The following is a 25,508-nucleotide window of genomic DNA, read 5'->3' as shown; positions in this document are numbered from 1 at the left end:
ACTTATGTGATTCACTTAACTAAAGGCTCTCTCTGGACAAGCCCTACTCTAAAAACACTTATCAAGGAGTTTTATATGCGCTGTATAGTTACGCTTAAAATGACAGTATTTACAGTATAACAGCGTAACCCAAAATCGGGAGGTTATATTTATCCAAACCCATGAATTTTGTAACGAGCGATTGCCATTATACAGAGTATTCTTACACCGAAATCCACCTCCCCATATCTTTTCCAAATAGTACTCTTCACCCCCTCCGTACATAATTATAATACCCTTTGCGAACAACTGCTCCTCCACTTTTCAAATGATAAAAAATATCTCCTCTCTTCAATTCCCGATCATACGTTAGACCTCTTGATGTTGTTTTCTTACTTTTTAATAACTCATTGGACTTCGTCCAAATAAGTCTGGTCGTTTTCCTTTCCCTAATCCTCTTTTAGGCTTTTTAAATCTTTTTTTACCAGAATATGATACAGGTACTAACTTAGCTGCTGTTATGCATTGGTTGTTATGCGTGCAAGAAAGTTCCATTTGAACAACTTCAGAGAAGATCTTGCTCAACTGTTCACTAGAAAAAAGATCTCTAGGAGGAACAATAGAAGGTATACCCTCTATTAACTTTTGAGAAGACAAGAAAGAAGCACCCTGAGCTACAGAGATTGAAGCAAACGTAGCGAAAGCCGTAATAAAATATTTTATATTCATAAATTTAACCTCATTAAATATCCATAATGGATTTTATCTAGTGTCTTCATTGCAAATTTCTAGAGAAAAATAGCATGTTTATAGATAAAAAGTGAGAATCCTCAAAAAACAAAGCTTTGAAGCATTTTAATTTTAAAATAAAAGAAAATTGCCCTGCTCTGCCAACATAGAAATTACTTATTGAGTAATAAATAAAGGCACGAAGTATCGTCTGAAAATAATAAACTATACGAACTTCATATAATATACTGATTTATAATGATAATTTAGCGTTATTCATATTGACTGAGAATCCTAAATATCATAAGATTCTCTCATTCCAAATCTTTTTCATGTTGAATCAATCAAAACCATTTGTTTGCACGTTACAAGTTGTGAGAGCTGTGTAGATAAAAAACACTAAAAAAAAAGACTAAAAATGCCTCTTATGAACCGTCTCAAGTGCTAAGGACTTACACAACATTGGGAATTGGCACAGTTGTGTGGATGGTAGCGGCTTGTTACTCCATAAGCATAAAGATGGTAGTGTTCAATAGATTTTATATTGGTATTGGAAGCTTTATTGTTATATCTTTTATGAGCGCCACCGTAAAATGAACTTGGGTGTCGGTTTCTTTACAAAAAGCACATGAATTAGCAACACAAATATATTCCGTTTAGAGCGTTCTGTTTTACACGAAGAACGTAAATCCATTAAAAACATGAGAAACAAAAGTATGGGGCAATGCGTAATCTCTATTATTTAACAGACATTGCTTTAAATACTTTTGAAAGTCGTAAAGCAGAATTAAAAATGATGGTAAAGATGAGATTGGTTTTTTACATTTACACATTCATATTCTCCCCCAATTAGGCTGTATACCGGTTTCAGAGATTTAAGTCTTCCAACCTACCGTATGTTTTCAGCCTCTCCTCAAAATTGCTTTGTTTCAAATAAAAGCTGTTACAAAAATAAAAAATATGAATTCGCAAAAATACCTTTATTGCCTAAACTTCAAATGAAATAGCACTTAAGAATTTATTATAATTCTTATCAGAAAAGATGAGAGGATAAAATGCCCATAATGTACAAGCATTTTGTCCTCTCACATCAATAATTAACTCCATTTAAAAGCCAATTTTAAAGTTAGCTATGCGCAAAAATATCAACTTCCGCCCATCCTAAAAGATCAAGCCTAGCTCTCATAGGCAAAAATTGAAAGCATGCCTTGGCAACATTTTCTCGCTCTTCACGTCTTAAACGTTCTTCAAATATAACCTTTAAACGATGCAAATATAACACATCCGACGCAGCATATTCAATTTGTGCCTGTGATAACGTTTCTGCCGCCCAATCCGAAGATTGTTGCTGTTTAGAAATATTCACATTCAGCAATTCATTACAAATTTCTTTCAAACCATGACGATCCGTATAAGTGCGCGTGAGTTTCGAAGCAATCTTTGTACAAAAAATAGCCTCTGGCATAACACCAAATGTATGTGCTAAAATAGCAAGATCAAAACGCCCAAAATGGAATATTTTTACGACCGCTTTATCTTCAAGAAGCTTGACCAAATTAGGTGCATTCTTTTGTCCTTTAGCAATCTGTATAATATCGGCAGTACCATCTCCAGAAGAAAGCTGAACAACGCATAAACGATCACGATAGGGTTGTAATCCTAAAGTCTCGGTATCAATCGCAATGGCATCAGTTTTATAATTGTCTAAGTTTGGTAAATCACCTTGATGAACGCGAATCTCAGCCATTTACCCTCCTACTTGCTAAAGCAGCAAGAATACGCGCCCAAGACCGCTGCCCCTTATGAAACGATTTTAAATTATATTTTTCATTAGGAGAATGAATACGGTCATCAGCCAGTCCAAAACCAACCAAAAGAGTTTCCATACCAAGAATTGACCGAAAATCTGCTACAATTGGGATCGAGCCCCCCATGGCTGTCAAAACAGCAGGCACTTCCCACTCTTGTGATAAGGCATCCTTCGCCTCCTTGATAAAAGATGAATCATCAGAAATCTGAAGTGCCGGAGAAGAACCGTGATTCTTAAATTCAACCTTACAATCAGCAGGAATTGAGCTACGTACATAATCACGCAACGCTTGGCGTATTTTCTCTGGATCTTGCTTATGCACCAAACGACACGATACTTTTGCACTCGCTTGAGAAGCAATAACTGTTTTCATCCCTTCCCCTTCATAGCCGCCACTAATACCATTAATTTCCATGGTAGGACGTGCCCATACAAGCTCTAAAATGCTCCGCCCTTTTTCACCAGCTGGAACGGAAAGTCCTATAGGACCAAGAAAATTTTCAGCAGTACAATTAAGTGCATTCCATGATTGTAAAATCTGTGGAGGTGTTTCTTCTACGCCATCATAAAAACCAGGAAGTGTTGCCCTATTATTTTCATCGTGAAGTCCTGCTAAGATTTTCGTTAAAATACGAATGGGGTTAGCTGCTACTCCTCCAAAATAACCAGAATGCAAATCACGATTCGCTGCTGTGATAATAATCTCTTCTGCCATAATTCCCCGAAGAGAAAGAGCAATAGATGGTGTATCCGCATCCCACATTGACGTGTCACAAACCAATGCATAATCTGCCTTAAGTTCATCTGTATTTGCTTTTAAAAAAGGAATAAGGGAAGGAGAAGCACATTCTTCTTCTCCCTCAAATAAAACAGTAACTTTAATAGGAAGCTGCCCTGTTTCTTTCTTAAATGCACGACATGCTTCAATAAAAGTCATCAACTGACCTTTGTCATCTGAAGCTCCACGAGCACAAATAACTTTCTCTCCATCTCTCTCTTTTAAAGAAGGTGTAAATGGATCATCCTCCCATAAACTCAATGGATCAACAGGTTGAACATCATAATGTCCGTAAAACAACACATGCAAACAATCATCTGAAGGTCCAGGATGATGCCCAACAACCATTGGATGCCCCGGCGTATCACGGCGTGAAGCCTCAAAACCGATGCTTTTTAAATCCTCTACTAACCAATCAGCTGCTTTACGACATGCATCCTTGTAAGCCGAGTCTGTAGAAATCGATTGAAAACGTAAAAGAGAAAAAAGGCGTTCAAGGCTCTTCTCTATATTTCCATCAAGATGTGTTAGTACTTTATTCAGCATAAAAAAAACCTTTCAAGCCTTGTGTAATTATATTATAGATGCGATGACTTTAAGCCTCTTGTAAGATTTTGCAAGACACCTTATTCATTTTTGACATTGTGAGCAGTAAAAACTTGAACGTCCAGCCTGTAAAATGCGCATAATAGGCGCTCCACATTCCAAACATTGCTTGCCTTCTCGTCCATAAACTGAAAAAGCATGCTGAAAATAACCAAGCGAACCATCTATATGCATATAATCACGTAAAGAAGAGCCACCAGACAAAATGGCTTCAGAAATCACATTGCGTATATTTTGTGCTAAAGAATCTGCAAATTCACGTGCACGTGCCGTTTTTGATGCCAATGTAAATGCACCACGTTGTGGAGACAAACGACTCCGCCAAAGTGCTTCACAAACATAAATATTCCCAAGACCTGCAACAATAGACTGATCAAGTAAAACACCCTTGAGAGACATTTTTTTATTAACAAAAGCCTTTTGTAAATAACGACCAGAAAACGAATTACTCATAGGTTCAAGACCTAGCTTATTTAAAAGTGGATGTTCATAAAGCTTATCCGTATCGACTAAAAGCATAAACCCAAAGCGACGCACATCATTATAAATAAGACGATAAACGTCACCATTCTTTGTCTGAATATCCATGACAAAATGATCATGTTTAACTAATTTACTTGACGCTGAACAAGCTTTTCTTAAAAAATCATTCTCTATACGCCATGAACCAGACATTCCTAAATGGCTTAAAATCGTTTCATCCTGAGAAAGATGAAATAATAAATATTTCGCACGCCGACCAAGTTCTATAATTGTTCTGCCAATAAGGCGCTCAGAAAAAGCCTCAGGAAAAGGAAAGCGCAAATCTCTACGATTAAGTTTGACAGATACTATCTTTGCATCAATTACAACGGACTCAAGTCCACGACGAACTGTCTCTACTTCAGGAAGCTCAGGCATTACTCTTCTTTAATAATTATACACTTTCCAATCGTATCACTGATAAATTGACTTCTTCCCCCCTCAAAAAACGAAGACTTCCTCTACATCTACTAAACAAATTCTTGATGAGTCGATTTTACTTGGATTCCTACTCATGTGAATCATTTAACTAAAGGCTTTATGGACAAACCCTGCCTTGAATATATACCACACACTCTAAAATACTTAACGTATCAATAAAGCTTACATCCCACCCCACCTCAAATGACCGTGTTTTATGGTAACAAAATTAAGCCCATTCACCCTTACGAAATACAGGAACTCTTACACCATCTTGGGTAATGCCATCTATGTCAATTTCACCAGAACCAATCATCCAGTCAATATGAATGACACTTTTATTCCCACCACGTGCTGCAATCTCTTCTGACGTCAATGATGCCCCATCTAAAAAGCATTTGGAATAACACTGCCCTAAAGCAATATGACATGCAGCATTTTCATCAAATAAGGTATTATAAAAAAGGAGTCCACTCTTAGAAATTGGTGAAGAATGGGGCACAAGGGCAACTTCGCCCAACCGGCTTGCACCCTCATCACTTTGCAAAACCTGCTGTAAAACTTCTTGGCCTGTTGATGCACGAGCCTCAACAATACGCCCGGCTTCAAAACGTACTTCAATATTATCAATCAGAGTTCCTTGATAGGAAAGGGGCTTTGTTGAGCGAACGAAACCTTCAACCTTATGAGCATGAGGAGTCGTGAAAACTTCTTCTGTCGGAATATTCGGATTGCAAATAACACCATTTTGAGCAACGGATGCACCACCATGCCATTCATGATCATCTGCCAAACCAACAGTTAAATCAGTCCTTGGCCCTGTAAAGTGTAAGGCAGAAAAACGCTGCTCATTAAGCCAAAATGACCGTTTCTTCAAATGTGCATTATGAACAGTCCACGCCTGCACCGGATCTTCTCCTGTAACACGTGAAGCAGAAAAAATTGCATCGGCTAATTTTTTAATCGCCTCATTAAGTGGTAAAGAAGGAAACATTGCCTCAGCCCATCCTGCTGTTGGATAAGCAACAATCGACCAATTCATAGCAAAATTTGATATTTGCTTGAGTGCCGGCTGGTAAGCTATTGAAGTGGCTTTATTTAAACGTGAAACCTTATCAAAATCCTGATTGGAAAGGAGCAAAGGATTATCACCAACAATCGCTAAACGCGCTGCCCCATTTTCAAAAGCCTTTGCCATTCCCTCATAAAGCCAAGAAGGGGCACAATCAAAACTAGCTGTATGGGCATTTTCAAACCGTGTAAGCGATAACATATCATCACTAAAAATTGGTGTAATGACACCAGCACCAACCTTATAAGCATGATATGCAATACGCCGAACAAAAGGTAACGCTGAAACTGGAGCAGTTAAAACAAGATCCTGCCCCTCTTGTAAATTCAACCCCACTTTCACTGTAATTTCTGCAAGACGATTAAGCATTTCAGGCAAAATTGTCTCATGAATATCAAAGTACATTACCAATACCCTTCTTTAAATAGAATGCGTTCTTTATGTCGTCATATTATAAATTGTTTTTCAGATCCTTTGAGTTCGCTTTCTCTACGTATATTTATGCGTATCATTATCGCTAAAATTCACTTAATTCATAAACCGCAATGGGTATATAATCCTTCTTTGGTCATGAAAAACTTACTAGTTCCTGTGTCGTTTTTCTAACATTGCAACAATTGCATTTAACTGATCAGATGAAGGTAAAGCCATAATCGTTTTATTTTCCTCTTTCCTAGCTAGATGTTGAGGTGCATAGGCAGGGATAGGAACTTTATCAAGCTGTACCATAGCAAAAGGCGCAGGATGTGCCATCTTGGACTGTGCTACTTCTGTCGAAGGAGATGTACTTTTCTCTGCCTTTACGCCCCTACTCTCTAAGCCTTCATCTATAAAGCTTGGCGCATGACCAGAACGTTCTTGAGCAAAAGCATAAGCAACATCATAAGGGCGATTATTTGTAGGAACTTGAAGTTCTCCATCACGTGATCGTTTTTCATAAAAAGCATTTCCCCCTGCAACCTGAACATAATGCATGTTTTTATACGGAAAAGACAAACCAGCGGTATGAAAAAACTTAGCGTGTTTAACTTTCTTATCTCGTTCACCTCGTAAAACGGCATCAGCCGCCTCTCTTACACGAGCAACAGATGCTTTCTCCGTCATAGGACGCGTTAAAACACCAGGAGCAAACTGCCTATATTGACCAACAACACCACAAATCGTCTTAGGATAGGCGGTTGAATTAACACGATTCATAACAACCGTTCCAACGGCAATCATTCCTTCACGGCTTGTGCGATTTGATTCAAAATACATCGCTCGCATAAGACATTGACGCTCTGTCAATGGATATGTAACCATTTTTGTCTTATTATTATTTATTTTTCCAGCATCTAAATGACTTGAAGCACATCCCACAACAACTAACGGCGCTACACAACAGGTAACAAAAACATTCCAACGATTTTTTTTCATCTTATGCAACACATTCCTATAATCTCTGAGATATTCAAGTCTTGAAATGAGCTTTAAATGTATCTCTCAATAAAGTACATAGCTAATTGTTACCACTCAGTAAAATTTTAATACAAGAGGTAATCAAAAAGTATCTATGCAAAATAAAAAATAAAAAACTCTTAATTTACAGATCGATATTGTTATTCTTCATGGTTCAATATAGGCTATAATAACCCACACGTTTCAATTACAATAAAGTAACACTATCCACTTCTTCTACATACGAAAAAATAATACAGATATCCCCTTTAATATAAAATTTTAACAAAATGATCTGAAAGGAAATTCCCCTAGAAAACTCCCCTCCTGCCACAATACGAGTGATGATATCATCCAATATACAAATATGTCAAACCAAGAGTTAACAATCTGCCATGCTTCTCTGAAAAAGCTCTTTGTTGCTTCTTTGTGCTTTGCCATAAAATGGTTATCTTATTCTTCTTATAGCTGCACTGTAAGAAAATACTCATATATCTACAAACTTATTTTATACATATAAGAAAAATTTTAATCTATTTTCTTCTCACCTACCCCAACTTTATAAGTAAGGTCATCACGAGGACGATCAGAGGACATATGGTAACCCGTTATGATATAATGCAGCATTTCAGCAATATTAGTAACATGATCACCAATTCGTTCAATATTCTTTAAACAAAACAGTAAGTGCGTACAAACCGTAATATTGCGCATATCTTCCATCATATACGTCAAAAGTTCACGAAAAAGAGAAGTATACAAAGCATCAATCTTCTCATCACGCTCACGCACCGCGTCAACACGCTCTAATAGGCGACTCGTATAAGCATTTAAGACTTCTTTTAATTGATTGAGTGCTAAAGCTGTAATTGTTTCAAGCCCATGATAAACAGAAGCAGATTGACGTATTTCTGAAAGTGCAACAGTCCTTTTAGCAATGTTTTTTGCCATATCCCCAATCCGTTCAAGATCAGAAGAAATACGAATGGCTCCAATAATTTCACGCAAATCGACAGCCATCGGTTGGCGTTTGCAAATAATAGCAACCGCTTTTTCATCAATGTCACGTTCTGCTTCATCTAAAAACACATCATCGGCAATCACTGTCGTTGCAAGTTGAAGATCACTACTCACAACCGATGCGACAGAACGTTCAATCATCCTTTCTGCATGGCTCCCCATTTCTGTAATCCTTACTCTTAAATATTTTAGTTCTGCATCATAAGAACGGACAGTATGTTTCATAGACATATCTTACACTCCTCAATTCACCTATCCAAAACGCCCCGTAATATAATCTTGTGTCCGTTGCTCTTTTGGTGAGGTAAAGATCATTTCAGTCGCACCAACTTCTACCAAATGCCCTAAATGAAACATAGCCGTATATTGAGAAACACGTGCGGCCTGTTGCATGGAATGCGTTACGATAACAATTGTATAATTTTGCCGTAACGCATCGATAAGCTCTTCAATCCGTGCTGTTGCAATGGGATCAAGAGCTGAACAGGGCTCATCCATCAAAATAACTTCAGGACTAACCGCAATAGCACGTGCAATACACAAACGCTGTTGTTGTCCCCCTGATAAACTTGTTCCAAGATCATGAAGGCGGTCTTTTACTTCTTCAAACAAACCTGCCTGCCTCAAACTCTTTTCAACGACATCATGCAATTCAGAGCGTGTTTTAACTAAACCATGAATGCGTGGACCATACGCAACATTCTCAAATATAGATTTTGGAAAAGGGCTGGGCTTTTGAAAAACCATTCCAACACGAGCGCGCAATTCTACAACATCAATCCGTGTGTCATAAATATTCTCCCCATCTAAGGTAATAAGACCAGTTGTTTTAGCGCCTTCAATTGTATCATTCATACGGTTAAAACAACGCAAAAAAGTTGACTTTCCGCATCCTGATGGACCAATCAAAGCAGTTACTTGATGTTCAGGAATATCAAGTGTAATACCGTGGAGTGCTTCTTTATCTCCGTAAGAAACCTTCACATCCTGACCGCGCATTTTAATCTTCATTACAAAAATTCACCTTACAAAAATCTTATCAAAGCTGTTGTTTTATTAAAATTACTGGCGGCGTTCAAATCGTCGACGTAAAAAAACCGCAGAAATATTCATGATCGCAAGAAAAATCATCAATACAATAATAGCACCTGATGTCTTTTCAACAAAAGCACGCTCTGCTTCACCCGCCCACATAAAAATTTGAACAGGCAAAGCCGTTGCTGGATCCATGGGGGTCGTAGGAATATTAACAACAAAAGCAACCATTCCAATCAAAAGCAAAGGAGCTGTTTCACCCAAAGCCTGAGCGACTCCAATAATTGTGCCTGTTAAAATGCCAGGCGCAGCTAAAGGAACAACATGATGAAAAATCATTTGTGTTTTTGATGCTCCCAACCCCAAAGCTGCAGAACGAATAGAGAGAGGAACAGCACGCAGAGCAGAACGTGTTGCAATAATGATCGTGGGAAGAGTCATGAGCGCTAAAACAAGACCACCAACAAAAGAGGCTGAACGTGGTAATCCTAAAAAATTAACAAAAAAAGAGAGTCCTAAAAGACCAAACACAATTGAAGGAACAGCTGCAAGATTATTGATATTAACCTCTATAAAATCTGTAAATTTATTTTTGCGTGCATATTCTTCTAAATAAAGAGCCGTTGCTATGCCTATCGGAAGAGAAACTAATAAAACGATGCCTATCATATAAAGAGAACCAATGATCGCAACACCTAATCCCGCAGTCTCAGGACGACTTGAAGCGCCAAATGTAAAAAAACCAATATTAAATGTTTTATAAAGCGTACCATCATGCGCTAAACGCTTTATCCATTCTATTTGTCGATTAGAAACTTTACGGTTTTTTTCTGCTACACGCAGATCAATCTGTCCCTTATAAGCAGAATCAATATCCGCAGATGCCAAAACTTTAACTTTTTGCATTGTGCCAATCAGTTTTGGATTTTTTGTCACCATTTCACGCAGTTGAACACGGACACCATTTGAAAACATACGGTTAACGTCCAAAAGAGAGGCTCGATCATTTTGATTGATATTAAGTTTCTTCGCTAAAGCATTGCGTACAAGAAGTGGATAATTCGCCGTCATGAGCACTTGTGGTTTTGTTTTACGTTGACCACTTGGATCAATGATCTTTTCATCCAAATAAATCGATAATGTCATTTCACTTTGAAAAAAAGCTGTATAACCCTGACTAATGATAGACCATAAAAGCGTAAATAAAAAAAATAAACCAATAAAAATGGCAATCAAACCATAGGCACGAAAACGACGTTCAGCCCAATACCGACGCTTGAGACTAATATTGCGACGAGGAAAAAAATCTTCATTCATTCATATTGTTCCCGATATTTACGCACAATATAAAGAGCTAGAATATTCATCAAAAGTGTCATAACAAAGAGCGTCATCCCTAAGGCAAAAGCCACCAGAGTTTGTGGAGAATTAAACTCAAAATCACCGGTCAATTGATTAACAATCTTAACAGTCATCGTAGTCATTGCTTCGAAAGGATTGAGTGTTAAATTTGCTGCAACACCTGCCGCCAAAACCACAATCATTGTTTCTCCAATTGCACGCGATGCCGTCAACAAAATAGCCCCCATAATCCCTGGAAGCGCTGCTGGTATAACAACTTTTTTAATTGTTTCAGATTGCGTTGCGCCTAAACCATAAGAACCTTCACGTAAAATGCGTGGAACAGCCGTAATAACATCATCCGATAAAGAGGAAACAAAAGGTATCAACATAATTCCCATCACAACTCCAGCAGTCAAAACACTTTGTGCCATAATAAAACTAACCCCGTCTGAGAGAGAAGCAGAGAGATCTCGTAAAAATGGTCCCACAACCTTCAAAGCAAAAAAGCCATAAACAATCGTTGGAATGCCAGCAAGAACTTCTAACAATGGCTTCACAATTGCTCGCAATCGCGCAGAAGCATACTCCGCCATATAAAGAGCTGAAAATAGTCCTATAGGTACAGCAAAAAGCATGGCAACAAATGCAATATAAAGCGTACCAGCAAGAAGCGGTATTAGACCAAATTGTCCTACTTCATCGCTGGAACCGCTCGCGGAAAAACGCGGATCCCAAACTGTTCCTAAAAAGAAATTTGAAAAGGATACAGACTGAAAAAAGCTTACTGTCTGAAAAAGCATAGAAAGCGCAATGGCTATTGTTGTCAAGACTGCAACAATAGATGCACAAATCAATCCAATAATAATAAAAGATTCAACCTTATTACGGGCACGTTGATGAGGCGCAATTTGCATCATTCCACAGATAAAACCAAAGGACGCAATAGCAAAAAGAAAAACATAACCTATAAACTTAAGCTTTTCAGAAGAGAATACCCACAACTGTGCTATTTTGAACACATCATCCGATGCTTCATCGGATAAAATCAATCCCTTCGCGAGTAATTGTGCCTGCACTTCCTTATAGGAAGCGGTAGAAAGATTCCCCTCAAAGCGATGAATCTTTTTGACGAGACTTCGAAGTGTCTCCCAAAGTAGATCGTGATTTACAGGCTCTGTTACATGCGCACTATACGCCCCCAGCTCTCGAGAGGCATTATATTCTAAATAAATTGTACTCCCAGCATCCCAAACAATTAAAAAAATAAAAGCTGGAATAACAGTAATCAAAAATGTCCACCAGCCATAATAATACGCACGAGAATGCATTTTATGTTGTCTGTATTCAAGAATGCGTGCTCGCATATAAGAAATACAAAAACCACAAAATCCAAAAGTCAATAATAACAAAATAATAAAGGAAATGCGCATTTTATCTTTCAGTTTTTATAAAAAAATAGCATCCAAATTCCCTATCCCAGAAATCCAACAAATTTTCCCTGCAAATTATTTCAATGTCATTACTCGACCAGCAGAAAAATCAGAACGCTGTGCTTGACGCTCCTTTTCAGGAGAAACAATCAAACCATATTCAGCCAAAGGACCCTCTGGACCAATCATTTGATCAGAAAGAAAAAAGTCAACATACTCTCGCAAACCTGAAATAATACCTAAATGTGTTTTCTTAATATAGAAAAAAAGCGGACGAGAAACCGGATATTGTCCACTAGAAATCGTCTCAACTGTTGGCGCAAAACCGTTAATATCGGCAACCTTTAGTTTATCAGCATTATTTTGATAAAAAGACAAACCAAAAATACCAACCCCTGTTTTATTAGAAGTTAGACGCGCAAATGTTTCAGAATAATCACCATCAATATCAACCGCTTTTCCATCCTTACGTACCGCAATACAAGCAGTGTGTATCTCCTTATCATCCATTCCTAAAGACTTCATCACTTCAACTGCCCCACTCTCTTTACACCCCTTAGTAAGTAATTTTTCCTCAAAAACTTCACGTGTCCCATGCTTCTCCCCAGGAATATACGCTGCTATCGTCCAATCAGGAAGAGCTCTATTGACTGCACTCCATTTCAAAACATTATTCGGTTGCAACTTTCCGTCTATAATAATTCGAGCAGCAAGGGCTTTATAAACATCTACTGGCTGTAATTTCCAATCAGGTCCCTTAATATCAGTTGCAAAAACAATGCCATCATACCCAATACGTATTTCCTCAACATCTTTTACACCAGCATCAAAACAAGACTGTAATTCACTCGGTTTCATTGCTCGCGAAGCATTAACAATATCAACAGTGTTCTCCCCAATACCACGGCAGAATTCCTTAATACCAGCTCCTGTTCCTCCCGATTCGATAACCGGAACCTTAAAATGGGGATAAATTTCTCCAAATGTTTCAGCAACAATCTTTTGATAAGGTAAAACTGTAGATGAACCAGTAATCTGTATTTGATCGCGCGCATTGCCTCCATTTGCTGACAGCAGTAGCGCAAAAATCAATCCCACTCCAATTGATAATACTTTGTTCATCTATAAACTCCCTAAAAATTGAAAACAAAGCCTCTTAATTTATATTATACGGTCATTCTAGTTCACATTTGCAACATAACAAATATAAAAAACAACATGGATCATTTTTTTAAAACCATGTTTTTGTCCTCTGTCAAATAAATTCATTTGAACGCTTGAACTCAATAACATCCCAAAACAAATGAGCAACATCCGTACCGCAGAAGCGTTTAATTTCACGAATTCCCGTAGGAGACGTCACATTAATTTCTGTTATATAATCTCCGATCACATCAATCCCCACAAAAAGAAGACCGCGTTCCTTTAAGGCTGGACCAATGCGTTCACAAATTTCATAATCACGTTTTGTTAACTCCACATTTTCCGCGCGACCTCCAGCATGCATATTAGAGCGCACATCTGTTTCTGTCGGAATTCGATTAATAGCTCCAACAGGTGTACCATCAAGCAAAATAATCCTTTTATCTCCTTTTCGTACTGCCTCTAAATAGCGCTGAACAATAAAAGGTTCGTGATAAATTTCTGCAAACATTTCTAACAATGATGCTAAATTGCGATCATCTTGTCTTAAATAAAAAATACCAGCGCCCCCATTCCCATAAAGTGGTTTAACAATAATATCGCCAAATGTCTCTCTAAAAGCTGTTATTTCTTCAATATCTTTGGTAATTAATGTTTCTGGCATCAGATCAGAAAATTCAGTAACAAAAATTTTTTCTGGACTGTTGCGTACCCATGCAGGATCATTCACAACGAGTGTTTTAGGATGAATACGCTCTAACAAATGAGTTGTTGTGATATAATTGAGATTAAAAGGTGGATCTTGGCGTAAAAGAACCACATCCATATCTGTTAATTCCGTACGAACAGGCTTTTCTAATCGATAGTGGCTTCCCTCTTTATCATGTACAATCAATGGCTCTAGTCGTGCAATCACACAACCATCGTATAGAGATAAACGATCTGGTGTATAATGGAAGAGAGAGTGTCCACGTTCTTGGGCTGCTAAAGCGAGTGCAAATGTCGTATCTCCTTGAATCCGAACTGTTGAAATATGATCCATCTGAATGGCAATTTTCATAAATAAATCCTCTCTATCCTAAAAGCAGACTGGTCTATGCATCATAAACTTAGTAAACAATAAAAGAACTATGACAAGAGAAAATTTATGACACAAGAAACAGATATAAAATTAAACAACAAAGAAATCGAACGCTATGCACGCCACATCATTTTGCCTGAGATTGGTGGTGCAGGGCAACAAAAGCTAAAAACAGCACGTGTTCTTGTTGTAGGCGCGGGTGGTCTTGGTGCTCCTGTCTTAACCTATTTGGCTGCCGCAGGTGTTGGAACCCTTGGAATTGTCGATAACGACATCGTTTCACTTTCCAATTTACAACGCCAAGTTATTCATAAAACAAATGCAATCAACAAAAGCAAAACAGACAGTGCTGAAACCACTATAAAAGCAATAAATCCCCATGTTGTAGTTAAAAAACACACCCTACGCTTAGATAAAAGTAATGTGGATAAACTGCTCAATGCTTACCACATCATTGTTGATGGAAGTGATAATTTTACCACACGCTATCTTCTCGCTGATCACGCTGCCCAATGCAAAAAACCTCTAATAAGCGGTGCTGTAGAACGTTTTAATGGCTCATTAACGGTCCTTATGCCGTATAAAGACAATAATCCTCACTATCGCGATTTATTTCCCACCCCTCCAGCTCACGGGACTATCCCAACATGCGCTGAAACTGGAATCATCGGTGTTTTACCTGGCGTTATTGGGACCCTACAAGCAATGGAAGTTATTAAAATGATCACAAACATCGGAGAGCCCTTAGTAGGAAAGATTCTTCTCTATAATGGATTATTAGCGCAATTTAATATTATTACTTATAAACGCTCAAATTATAAAGAAAATACCATAGTTATTAAGAAGCTTGGAGAATCATGATTATGTCCTCTCTTCCACTAATTTTTAGCACTCTCGCAATATGTATTGAAATACTAATTAATTTTATCGCAAGTCATCGAAACATTGTAACCAATGAAACCTATTAAATTTATCACAAATATGGCAAACCTTTTGTGAAAAAATAATTCTCTATAATGGATTATCAGCATAATTTCATGTCATCGTCTATAAATGGACAGAGACTCGTGGGAACGCAGCTGCTATCAGTATTCTTGTGTAAAAAATTTTCGACGTAGATAAAAATACAATCAGCAGAACTCTATTCAACTATTTTACTATTCACACATAAAAATTGTTTCACATGAAAGTGCTTACTTCAAACCATAACCTATAAATAAATAATTTAAGTCATATTTTAGTGATCGATACTATAAAAGGTCAATGATCTGTCCGTACATCTCTAACCTCAAGAGAAAACGTCTATTCATCGAGCATCATAAAATGCAGCTTAGGATTATTGCACGTATAAGAACAATCAATTGTCTCTGTTCATAAGAAAAATACATGGGACTTGATGTAAAAGTACATAGGGATTGATGTGTATAGAAGGATTGAGATAAACCTCATGGAGAGCTTTAATTACATAATTATTGCATTCAGAAGCAGAAAGCTGCGGCTCATAAATTGATAATCCTTCAGCAATAATTTCACAGACAAGTATATGTAGAAAAAGTGAAGCACACAAATCTTGAAAACCAATCCACAGACGACAGCGTAAAGAGTGCATTTTTATAAAAGATCTCTTTAAAATAAGCGAGTAAATATGCAATGTTAAATATGTTCTGTTTTGCGTGAGGGGCGTTCCCCCCTAACAAAACATCAATAAGAGCTCTTTTTATAAAACTGTGAAACTAAAATTACAAAAAAATCAGACTTCTTTCTAAAATTAACATCTATGGTATAAGTTAATTTGGCTCGTTCGCTTTATTATTATCCATTGGTAAAGGAACAGGATGATCGGATAAACTGCGTAAATAAAGCAAGAGATCGGCACGATCTTGGTCATTTTTAATTCCACGAAAAGACATAATGGTCCCAGGAAAAGCTTCACGTGGAGAATGTAAATAACGATCTAACGTTACAAAATCCCATTTTTGATCAGAATGAGCACGTAATGCCCGTGAATAAGCAAAACCTGCTGCTGATGCCAAAGGGCGGTTAACAATCTCCCAGAGAACTGGACCAACACGCCCTGCTTCATTGCGTCCAGATGTGTGGCATATGGCACATTGGCGAAAAACTTTACGGCCATTTTCAAAATTGCCTTGTTGAAGGCGGCTATTTAGTGATAGGGAAACATCAGGTGCTTTTTGTTTTTCTTGAAATATATCATTCTTGGCAACTGTATGATGATATTGGACTGATGTAGGATGATCGTAAACTATATTGCTGAGTGTGAAAATCCCCACAATAGCGACCAGCACACATAAACAAGCACAAATAAAATAAATAAATCTCGAGCGATTCATAAAAACTCAAATGTTCACGATTTTATTACCATTTTTAGTTTAAGCTTTTTCTTTATAACACACAACATCTTCTTTATAACACACAACATCATAAATGCATCACAGATGACATTGGGAATCTTACAATGGCTCTTGAAACAATTATTCTTATTCCTGCCCGTATGGGCTCAACCCGTCTTCCTCAAAAAGCTCTCGCTGAAATTGGCGGAAAACCGATGATTGTTCATGTCGCAGAACAAGCCAAAAAAGCTGGAATAGGACGTACAATCGTTGCAACAGATCATAATGATATCGCTAAAGCTGTTGCAGATTATGGGCATGAATATATCATAACACGAGGTGATCATAAGTCTGGATCTGATCGTATTTATGAAGCTTTAGTGCGCATTGATCCTGAACAACGCTACAACGCCATTTTAAATATACAAGGTGACTTACCCACAATCATGCCTCGTGAAATCATTCGTGCGCTACGCCCTTTAGAAAATAGCTTTACTGATATTGCAACCTTGGGTGCCAAAATCATTGAAGAAAATGAAACAAGAGATCCCAATGTTGTCAAAATCATTGGTACACCGCTTTCTCAAAATCGCCTTCGTGCTCTTTATTTTACGCGCGCCAAAGCACCTTATGGAGAGGGTCCTCTTTATCACCATATTGGAATATACGCCTATAGGCGCGAAGCACTTGAGAAATTTGTATCATTCAAACCCTCACCACTTGAGAAACGTGAAAAACTTGAACAATTACGTGCATTAGAAAACAATATGCGTATTGATGTGGAAATAGTCGATACAATTCCCTTAGGTGTAGACACACAACATGATCTCGATAGAGTTTGTGAGATTTTAGCATGAAAATACTTAAAAAAACCAATAAAATTTCTTTCCAAGGAGAATACGGCGCTAATTCCCATATTGCTTGCTCCAATATGTTCCCCAATATGGATGCTGTTCCCTCTGCTACTTTCGAAGACGCCCTTAATTTAGTGGAAAGCGGGAAAGCTGATCTTGCTATGATCCCTATTGAAAATACCCTTGCGGGACGCGTTGCAGACATTCATCATCTTTTACCACAGTCATCTCTTTATATTATTGATGAATATTTTTTACCTATCCATTTTCAACTCATGGTTTTGCCCGGCGTTACACATGACGAAATTAAAACCGTCCACAGCCATACGCATGCCCTTGCACAATGCCGAAAAATCATACGAAACAACGGTTGGAAACCTGTTGTTTCTGCTGACACCGCTGGAGCTGCAAAATTTATTAAAAAAAATGCTAAACGTTCACAGGCTGCCTTAGCACCTTTAATCGCAGCAGAACTCTATGGACTTGATATTATTGAAAGAGATGTTGAAGATAACCCTCATAATATTACCCGTTTTGTCATCCTTTCACGCTCCAAACGACATGTCCCCAAACCTCAAAATGGCGAAAAAATCATCACCAGTCTTCTTTTTCGAGTGCGCAATGTCCCCGCTGCTCTCTATAAAGCTATGGGAGGATTTGCAACGAATGGTATCAATATGACAAAATTAGAAAGCTATCAAATTGGTGGAAATTTCAATGCAACACAGTTCTTTGTTGATATTGAAGGACATCCTGAAGACCCGATGATGAAACTTGCCTTAGAAGAATTATCTTTCTTTTCTGCAGAACTGCGTATTATCGGTACTTATCCAGCACAAAACGATCGAACATCGTATATATAAAAGCAATTAAGCTGCTATCATTTTTTGTTGATATCAAAAAGCATCGTAAAAATTTCATAATGCAACGCATCTTGAAAGGGCTCATTTTTTCTACTCAACACCCTTCATAAACACTGAAGAAGAAAAAACAGCTCGTAATAGAATATATAAATTATTTTCATAATATTTTCTCACAAATTATATCATGATAAACCGCAATTCAACTCGTATAAAAACCAGTGTAAAAAAACACAGTAACCAAAAATAAAAACGCTTGTACCATCTATTTCCCTTTATATATTCAAAGAGAGCCTCTTGAGAAAAGTCATTTCCTCTGACAATATTCCAATAAAGATAACGAACTTCTAAATTAGCTCTCAAAACAATTCAAATTATTATACATAATAGAGCATTCGAATCTTTTAGATTAATATCATTCTAAACATGGTTTAAAACTAGAAAATGCAACTTAGCCCTGATTTTAGCGTTAAGTTTGAACTTGTATCTTTATAAAAACTGATTTATGATTCACCTCACGTTAGAAAAAAGGAGAGGATAATGAAAAAAGTCTTCACGCGAGGATTATTAGCCGCAAATATTCTCGCCTACTCTAGTGTTGCATTTGCTGGCTTTGGTGAAAAAAAATGGAATTTTGCGCGGGATGAAAGTGTTGTGATCACACCATCCTATACATTCCAGCAAGGAGTTGAATACTCTTGTAATACCTTTAAACCGAAGAAAGTATCCTTTACTTTATCATACTCTGCCCCTTCTGATTTAAACAAATTGAGAATTTTTGTTGATGATGAAAAGAAAATAACCCATGATAAAGAAAAGAAAATCTTTACCCTAAAAAATATAAAATCTCTTCATATAAGTTTTCCTTGGTCAGGACATTATATTTTTAAAAATATTACGAACAAAAAAGTTGTTGGAACAGATTGTGACACAGGAGGTTATGATTAACAATATTTCTATAACATCTAAATTTGAGTAGAGTTATTCTTTTTTTCAGGTGTTTTTTTCAAAATACGGCATAATGAGCTATTAAAACTAATCGCTGAAGAGGTATTTTATCCTAATATGACAAACCTTAAGCTGCTTATAAGGTTAGATATTAAAGAACTTTTGCGAAAACTAAAAGACTAAACTTAAATTGTTCTGTATTTTCTACTATCAGAACTATTTTTTTAATAAGAATATAACTTCTATCTTCGCAACTGCTTTATTTTAAGTAATATAAAGCACACCATACCCAAATCACTTAGATAAACAGAAAAGTAAAATTTGCTCTACAGATGCATTCCTCTCTGCACTTTAAGTCATACTCATTCAGCTTTTTATAAAAATTATCTCGCTTTTCCCTCCTTATTAAAGAATATAATTATCTGAAACTATAAAATGTCGCTTATATCGAATAAGAACCATTTTTATGCTTATAAAATCAGTACCCCCTTATTTCTATAGCGTTTAATGTTGCATCTTCTCTTGCATGAGTACAGTCTCTTAAAAATATATGAAACCTTTTCTCAAATAATGAAAATTCATATATTGATCCATCTTGTGATAAACATCAATGTTTTTTAATTAAAAGAACAAGCACGCAAAAAAAGAGCGATAACATCTACTCAGTATTTATATATTTATATTATGTTAAAAGAAAAAACATTACATATTTTATATTCTCATTCACTATAGAAATGAGGTGGTTCTCTTATAAGATATTTAATATATTGACTTATCATTATAAGAGTTCGATTTTTTATACTGAATTACAACCACAAATAAAGTAAGATCCTCCCATCTTAAATCTCATATTGAATCAATTAAAATCGTTTCCTTGAAAGTTACAAATGGGAGTGATGTGTGAGTAAAAACGATTAAAAAAGGAATAAAAATGCTTCTTATAAAGCCTCTCAAGTGCAAGGGATCGCAACATTGGGAGTTGTTAAGTAGTATGAGGGCTAAAATTTATACTTTGTATTAAGCATAAAGAGGGTAGCGCAACAATAGATTTATAACTCAAGGGAAGCATGTATACTATTTATGAGTGGAGTTTGAAATATAGTTAAGAGTATTGAGCAATCGCTCTTTCAAAAGCCTGTGAATGTATAACATTAAATGTATTCTGTTTGGGATGTTCTGTTTTGTATAGAGGAGCAACACCATTAAAGCAATATTTTATAATTCTTTAAATAGCACTCTTCCCCCTGACTTTCGAATGTTAGCCAATTACATGATCTATCTGCTTTATTTGCTTCTTTGACTGTTGTAAATTTTTGATGATTCAATTTCGTAGTTTTAGAACAGATGTATCTATCCTAAAACTCTTACATGTTTCAGCGAATGAGATAATTATACATTCAGACTATCTTAAGCGAAAAAATATTTTCATACCAAATAAATATGCAGAGCTACTGCTATAAAAACTGGTAAATCCACAATCTCTTTGTTGTTTATATATCAATAAATTAAATGCAAAGGAAAATTCTTCGTCTTTCTTAGGATATTTTTCGTTTCTGAGCTTGATTTTTCATTCCAAATCGACAATATGGACTTGGGAGGTTGGTGGTGGACGAACTACTCGCCAACTGGGTCAGGTCTGGAAAGAAGCAGCCCCAACGAGTTCTGGTACGGGTCATCGTTCCAACCTCCTATTTTGCTGAAAAAATTATTTTTTATGCTGTCTTTTAGCGAGGTATTTTTAATCTTCAGAGCAGCATTTGTATGCAGTAAATAAAGGGGTTTTGTTATTTTTAAACAAATTGTCCCATAAATAATTTGATTAAGAAAAAATCCTTTTATATGAGACTACAGTATTGATCTATGCTTTTGTATTATCAAAATGTACGCATAAAGAACTTCGAAGTTGGAAATACTCATGGAAAATTTACCGGTAGAAACAGCCTATCGTGTTCTTGCTCGTAAATATCGACCCCAAAACTTCTCTGACCTCATTGGTCAGGAAGCTATGGTGCGTACTCTCACCAACGCCTTTGAAAAAGGTCGTATTGCACAAGCGTGGATGTTAACAGGGATTCGTGGCGTAGGTAAAACCACAACAGCACGTATTTTGGCACGTGCACTTAATTATAAAACAAAAGATATTGACCAACCAACAACTGTATTGGACTCTCTTGGTGAACATTGCACACAAATTATCGAAGGACGCCATATTGATGTTATAGAAATGGATGCCGCTTCTCATACGGGCATTGATGATATTCGTGAAATTATTGAACAAATACGCTATCGTCCTGTTTCTGCACGCTATAAGGTTTATATTATCGATGAAGTACATATGCTCTCAACACAAGCCTTTAATGGTTTATTGAAAACTCTTGAAGAACCACCTTCCCATGTGAAATTTATTTTTGCCACAACAGAAATTCGCAAAGTTCCTATTACAATTCTTTCGCGTTGCCAACGTTTTGATTTACGACGTATTGACTCAAAAGCTTTGAGTGCACATTTGCGTCAAATTGCGAAATATGAAAAGGTAGAAGTAGAAGATCAAGCACTCTCTATGATTGCCCGTGCTGCAGAAGGATCTGCACGTGATGCATTATCCATTTTTGATCAAGCAATCGCCCATAGCAATGGCAATGTTAATGCTATTGCGGTGCGTACAATGTTAGGATTAGCGGATCAAGCACGTATTATTGATCTTTTTGAATTTATCATGAGGGGCGATGTTGTCAATGCGTTACATGAATTACGCAGTCAGTATGAAGCAGGTGCTGATCCTCTTACTATATTGACAGAACTAGCCGATTTTAATCATCTGGTCACACGTTTACGTTTTACACCAGAAATAGTGGAAGATTTTTCTCTGACTGAAGAACAACGTTTAAGAAGTTTAGACTTTTCAAAAAAACTTTCCGTTCCTGTTTTATCCCGAAACTGGCAAATGTTACTCAAAGGTTTACAGGAAGTTAATCAAACTGCACGTCCTCTTCAAGCCGCTGAAATGCTTTTAATTCGTCTTGCTCACACGGCTGACTTACCAACTCTTGATGAGGCTTTAAAAAAGCTTACGCAAGAAAAAACGCCTCTCACACTGGTTCAAAACTCTTCTCATCAAGAATCTACAAATGCAAATAATATAACAAAAGAAACAATGGTCGGAGCCCATGCTTCCTCGAGCGTTTCAAATACATTAGCCGATCAATCAGATTTAAAAACATCTTTGAAAAACCAATTAGATCATTCCTTACAACCAGAAAATTTAGTTAAAAATCAAAACCATGACAAAATCAGCGCTCAAGAAGTAACAGAAATTCTAGAAACTTCTCAATCTACTGATCTTTCTGAAAAGATTGCAAATTTATCGCATTCTGTCATGCAAAAAACAGAAAAGATTACTGAACCTAAAACTCTCGTGATTAATTCTTTGCACGATATTGTTCAATTAGCCGAACAGCATAATGACGTTCCTTTCAAACTCCTTGTTAAAGAATTTGTTCATCCTGTTTCTTTTGAAGCTGGGCATATTACCTTGAGACTTTCTGAAAATACCCCACAATTTCTTGCTCATGATATAGAAAAAAAGATATCTCAATGGACTGAAAAACGCTGGACAATAACTTTTGTTAATGAAGGAGGTGGCCCAACCTTACAGGAGGAAAGTATAGCGATTCAAAAGACTCTTTTTTCCAATGCAGAAACAGATCCTGATATCGCGAAAATCCTCAATCATTTCCCAGAAGCAAAAATTGTCGATATTCGACTTAATAAAGAAGAAAATGATCTTGATTTACTCCCCAATACCTTTAAAAATGCTGATATTTTTAAAAATAAAAATGATATCAATGATGAATAAGGATACCTATTCCTATGCGTGAAATGATGAGCATGATGAAAAAAGCCAAAGAAATGCAAGAAAAAATGCAGAAGATTCAAGAAGAAATAGCTAATCTGCAAGCTGTGGGCACTGCAGGGGGTGGTCTCGTCCATATCACTTTAAATGGCAAAAATATTATAACAGCAATTCAAATTGATCCTTCATTACTCAAACCTGAGGAAGCTGAAATTCTTGAAGATCTCATTATGGCAGCTTATAATGAAGCAAGAACAAAAATCGAAGTCGCAATAGAAGAAAAAACCAAAAGTATGACGGCAGGGCTACCACTCCCATCAGGTTTCAAGCTTCCATTTTAATGAAACGGATTTTTCCCGTGGGACAAAAATATGTCTAAATACATTGCAGGACCTGAGATTGAACGTCTCATTCAGATTTTATCACGGTTACCAGGTCTTGGTCCACGTTCAGCGCGTCGTGCTGCGCTTCATCTTATCAAAAAAAAAGAGACATTGCTAGAACCTTTAGGAGCAGCTATACAAGTAGCTATAGAAAAAGTCGGCATTTGTTCTGTTTGTGGAAATGTCGATACCATTGATCCTTGTTCAATTTGTACAGATTTGCGCCGCGATGATACAACAATCATCGTTGTTGAGGATATTGCTGATCTGTGGGCTCTTGAACGCGCAAAAACTTTAGCCGCACGTTACCATGTGTTGGGTGGACGACTCTCCCCCTTAGATGGAATAGGTCCTGACGAACTCAACATTGCCACCTTAATACAGCGTGTTGTACAAAACCCTACTATTACGGAGATTATTCTTGCTGTCAATGCGACTGTCGAAGGTCAAACAACTGCTCACTATATCACTGATCAGCTTTCTAATTTTCCAGTTAAAATTACGCGACTTGCTCATGGTGTTCCTGTAGGAGGCGAGCTTGATTATCTTGATGATGGAACTTTAGCAGCAGCTGTACAAGCAAGAACAAATCTTTAAAAATTTCTTTCTCTTACCTGTTATCTCGCTTTAATTTACTATTATTTCTTTTTATGGGGAAAATATCCAAGTGATAAAGAAAAAACTCTCACTTTTAAACGACTTTGGTCCTGGTATTCTAGTATGTTTACTCATATCAGCCTTAGCTTATGGCTTAGAAGTCGTAGAAAAACAGCTTTTTGGACAAGCATGGCTTGAAAGCCTTGTTTTGGCAATTCTTTTAGGATCGATTATCCGTAGTTGTTTTCCTTTGCCAACATATTTTCAAAAAGGTATCACCTTTTGTGCAAAAACACTTCTCGAAATTGCTATCGTTCTTCTAGGAGCAAGCATTAGCATTAACGCAGTCCTTTCAGCTGGCTGGAATTTGCTTGCTAGTATCATATTCGTGATATTCGTAACGATTATCCTGAGCTTTGCCATCGGCCGACTTTTCGGGCTTTCTACACATTTGGCAATGCTGGTCGCTTGTGGGAATGCTATTTGTGGCAATTCAGCTATTGTCGCCGTTGCACCTGTCATAAAAGCAAAACATGACGATGTAGCCGCGTCAATTGCCTTCACTGCTCTTTTAGGAATTCTTATTATTTTATTTCTACCCTTTTTACATCCATCTCTGAATTTGTCATTCAGCCAATATGGTGTGCTTGCTGGCATGGTTGTGTATGCTGTACCACAGGTTTTAGCAGCAACAGCATCTGTCTCTTTTCTAAGTGTTCAAATTGCAACAATTGTCAAATTAGTACGGGTTCTCATGTTAGGCCCTGTTATTTTTACTCTATCAATCATTTATCGCCGATCAGCAGAAACACGCTTGCGTTTACATACCCTCGTCCCATGGTTTATCATTGGCTTTATTATCATGATGCTTGTTCGCTCAAGTGGTCTTATCCCTGAAAAGGCTATCAATCCCATCAAATTTATTGCCCAATTGTTTACTGTTATCTCAATGGCTGCACTAGGATTAGGTGTTGATATCCGATCACTAAAAAAAGCAGGATGGCGCGTCATTTTGGCGTCAACCTGCTCCATAATTATTCTCGGTATTTGTAGCCTTATTATGATACAATTGAATGATTTAAATCATATAACATTTTAAAATGTGCATTGATTATTATTTTTTCAACGTAGTATGCAATCAACCCAAAGTCCTCATTATTATTAAAATCAGTTCTTTCATAAACCTACAACACACTGATTTATAATGATAATTCACTGTTTTGTATGTTGAATGAGAGTCTCGAATAACGTAAGAT

Annotated in this window: 21 protein-coding genes and 1 other RNA gene; 9 read left to right on the top strand and 13 right to left on the bottom strand. The window is 36.9% G+C overall.

The window, feature by feature from the left end; translation table 11 throughout:
• Positions 1 to 378: 378 nt before the first annotated feature.
• From ACFING_RS07115 to gshB, 12 genes are all read right to left on the bottom strand, one after another.
• The gene (locus tag ACFING_RS07115) at positions 379 to 708 is read right to left on the bottom strand and encodes a hypothetical protein (protein WP_375630286.1); all 330 of its coding nucleotides are present in this window, start codon (positions 706 to 708) and stop codon (positions 379 to 381) included.
• 1,126 nt (positions 709 to 1,834) lie between these two features.
• On the bottom strand, positions 1,835 to 2,455 hold the full coding sequence (locus tag ACFING_RS07110) for a ribonuclease D (protein ID WP_375611786.1): 621 nt from the start codon (positions 2,453 to 2,455) through the stop codon (positions 1,835 to 1,837).
• On the bottom strand, positions 2,448 to 3,842 hold the full coding sequence (locus ACFING_RS07105; RefSeq protein WP_375611787.1) for a M20/M25/M40 family metallo-hydrolase: 1,395 nt from the start codon (positions 3,840 to 3,842) through the stop codon (positions 2,448 to 2,450). Before ACFING_RS07105 ends, ACFING_RS07110 begins: the two co-directional genes overlap by 8 nt.
• Positions 3,843 to 3,926: 84 nt before the next feature.
• Positions 3,927 to 4,802, bottom strand: a complete 876-nt coding sequence (gene mutM / locus ACFING_RS07100; protein ID WP_375630285.1) for a bifunctional DNA-formamidopyrimidine glycosylase/DNA-(apurinic or apyrimidinic site) lyase — start codon at positions 4,800 to 4,802, stop codon at positions 3,927 to 3,929.
• Positions 4,803 to 5,073: 271 nt separating this feature from the next.
• Positions 5,074 to 6,321: an aminopeptidase gene (locus tag ACFING_RS07095; RefSeq protein WP_375630284.1), complete on the bottom strand. Its 1,248-nt coding sequence runs from the start codon at positions 6,319 to 6,321 to the stop codon at positions 5,074 to 5,076.
• 177 nt (positions 6,322 to 6,498) lie between these two features.
• The gene (locus tag ACFING_RS07090; protein ID WP_375621211.1) at positions 6,499 to 7,332 is read right to left on the bottom strand and encodes a cell wall hydrolase; all 834 of its coding nucleotides are present in this window, start codon (positions 7,330 to 7,332) and stop codon (positions 6,499 to 6,501) included.
• Positions 7,333 to 7,881: 549 nt separating this feature from the next.
• The gene (gene phoU, locus ACFING_RS07085; protein ID WP_375611791.1) at positions 7,882 to 8,604 is read right to left on the bottom strand and encodes a phosphate signaling complex protein PhoU; all 723 of its coding nucleotides are present in this window, start codon (positions 8,602 to 8,604) and stop codon (positions 7,882 to 7,884) included.
• 21 nt (positions 8,605 to 8,625) lie between these two features.
• Positions 8,626 to 9,384: a phosphate ABC transporter ATP-binding protein PstB gene (gene pstB, locus ACFING_RS07080; protein WP_375611792.1), complete on the bottom strand. Its 759-nt coding sequence runs from the start codon at positions 9,382 to 9,384 to the stop codon at positions 8,626 to 8,628.
• Between the two features lie 51 nt (positions 9,385 to 9,435).
• The gene (gene pstA, locus ACFING_RS07075) at positions 9,436 to 10,725 is read right to left on the bottom strand and encodes a phosphate ABC transporter permease PstA (protein WP_375611793.1); all 1,290 of its coding nucleotides are present in this window, start codon (positions 10,723 to 10,725) and stop codon (positions 9,436 to 9,438) included.
• On the bottom strand, positions 10,722 to 12,182 hold the full coding sequence (pstC, locus tag ACFING_RS07070) for a phosphate ABC transporter permease subunit PstC (RefSeq protein WP_375630283.1): 1,461 nt from the start codon (positions 12,180 to 12,182) through the stop codon (positions 10,722 to 10,724). Before pstC ends, pstA begins: the two co-directional genes overlap by 4 nt.
• A 75-nt stretch (positions 12,183 to 12,257) precedes the next feature.
• Positions 12,258 to 13,304, bottom strand: a complete 1,047-nt coding sequence (locus tag ACFING_RS07065; RefSeq protein WP_375630282.1) for a PstS family phosphate ABC transporter substrate-binding protein — start codon at positions 13,302 to 13,304, stop codon at positions 12,258 to 12,260.
• A gap of 133 nt (positions 13,305 to 13,437) precedes the next feature.
• Positions 13,438 to 14,385 carry a glutathione synthase gene (gene gshB / locus ACFING_RS07060; RefSeq protein WP_375611796.1) on the bottom strand — a complete coding sequence of 316 codons (948 nt, stop codon included), beginning with the start codon at positions 14,383 to 14,385 and terminating at the stop codon, positions 13,438 to 13,440.
• A gap of 87 nt (positions 14,386 to 14,472) precedes the next feature.
• Here gshB and ACFING_RS07055 point away from each other — a divergent pair, with 87 nt between their 5' ends.
• Complete coding sequence (locus ACFING_RS07055) at positions 14,473 to 15,267, top strand: molybdopterin-synthase adenylyltransferase MoeB (RefSeq protein WP_375613322.1); 795 nt, start codon at positions 14,473 to 14,475, stop codon at positions 15,265 to 15,267.
• A gap of 926 nt (positions 15,268 to 16,193) precedes the next feature.
• On the opposite strand, the gene ACFING_RS07050 is transcribed toward ACFING_RS07055, so the two are convergent.
• Positions 16,194 to 16,757: a c-type cytochrome gene (locus tag ACFING_RS07050; protein WP_375611798.1), complete on the bottom strand. Its 564-nt coding sequence runs from the start codon at positions 16,755 to 16,757 to the stop codon at positions 16,194 to 16,196.
• A gap of 125 nt (positions 16,758 to 16,882) precedes the next feature.
• Here ACFING_RS07050 and ACFING_RS07045 point away from each other — a divergent pair, with 125 nt between their 5' ends.
• The 8 genes from ACFING_RS07045 to ACFING_RS07010 all read left to right on the top strand — a co-directional run bounded on the left by ACFING_RS07045 (position 16,883) and on the right by ACFING_RS07010 (position 25,351).
• On the top strand, positions 16,883 to 17,614 hold the full coding sequence (locus ACFING_RS07045; RefSeq protein WP_375611799.1) for a 3-deoxy-manno-octulosonate cytidylyltransferase: 732 nt from the start codon (positions 16,883 to 16,885) through the stop codon (positions 17,612 to 17,614).
• Entirely contained in the window at positions 17,611 to 18,474 is an 864-nt protein-coding gene (locus ACFING_RS07040) for a prephenate dehydratase (RefSeq protein WP_375611800.1), read from the top strand. Before ACFING_RS07045 ends, ACFING_RS07040 begins: the two co-directional genes overlap by 4 nt.
• A gap of 537 nt (positions 18,475 to 19,011) precedes the next feature.
• A complete protein-coding gene (locus tag ACFING_RS07035) occupies positions 19,012 to 19,419 on the top strand; it encodes a hypothetical protein (protein WP_375621204.1) in 408 nt (135 codons plus the stop codon).
• Positions 19,420 to 21,013: 1,594 nt separating this feature from the next.
• Positions 21,014 to 21,111, top strand: an RNA gene (ffs, locus tag ACFING_RS07030) — signal recognition particle sRNA small type.
• Between the two features lie 223 nt (positions 21,112 to 21,334).
• Positions 21,335 to 23,275, top strand: coding sequence for a DNA polymerase III subunit gamma/tau (locus ACFING_RS07025; protein ID WP_375630281.1), 1,941 nt, complete (start codon positions 21,335 to 21,337; stop codon positions 23,273 to 23,275).
• A gap of 14 nt (positions 23,276 to 23,289) precedes the next feature.
• Positions 23,290 to 23,613, top strand: a complete 324-nt coding sequence (locus ACFING_RS07020; protein ID WP_375621202.1) for a YbaB/EbfC family nucleoid-associated protein — start codon at positions 23,290 to 23,292, stop codon at positions 23,611 to 23,613.
• 30 nt (positions 23,614 to 23,643) lie between these two features.
• Positions 23,644 to 24,252, top strand: coding sequence for a recombination mediator RecR (gene recR, locus ACFING_RS07015; protein ID WP_375630280.1), 609 nt, complete (start codon positions 23,644 to 23,646; stop codon positions 24,250 to 24,252).
• Positions 24,253 to 24,322: 70 nt separating this feature from the next.
• Positions 24,323 to 25,351 (top strand): YeiH family protein, encoded by a 1,029-nt coding sequence (locus ACFING_RS07010; RefSeq protein ID WP_375630279.1) that lies wholly within the window; start codon positions 24,323 to 24,325, stop codon positions 25,349 to 25,351.
• The last annotated feature ends 157 nt before the right edge of the window (positions 25,352 to 25,508 follow it).

Source organism: Bartonella sp. AP150HLJHH (assembly GCF_042196385.1).
In the GTDB taxonomy this organism is placed as follows: Bacteria; Pseudomonadota; Alphaproteobacteria; order Rhizobiales; family Rhizobiaceae; genus Bartonella.
The sequence above is the reverse complement of the archived record's forward strand: the minus strand, read 5'-3'. Positions and strand labels throughout refer to the sequence as shown.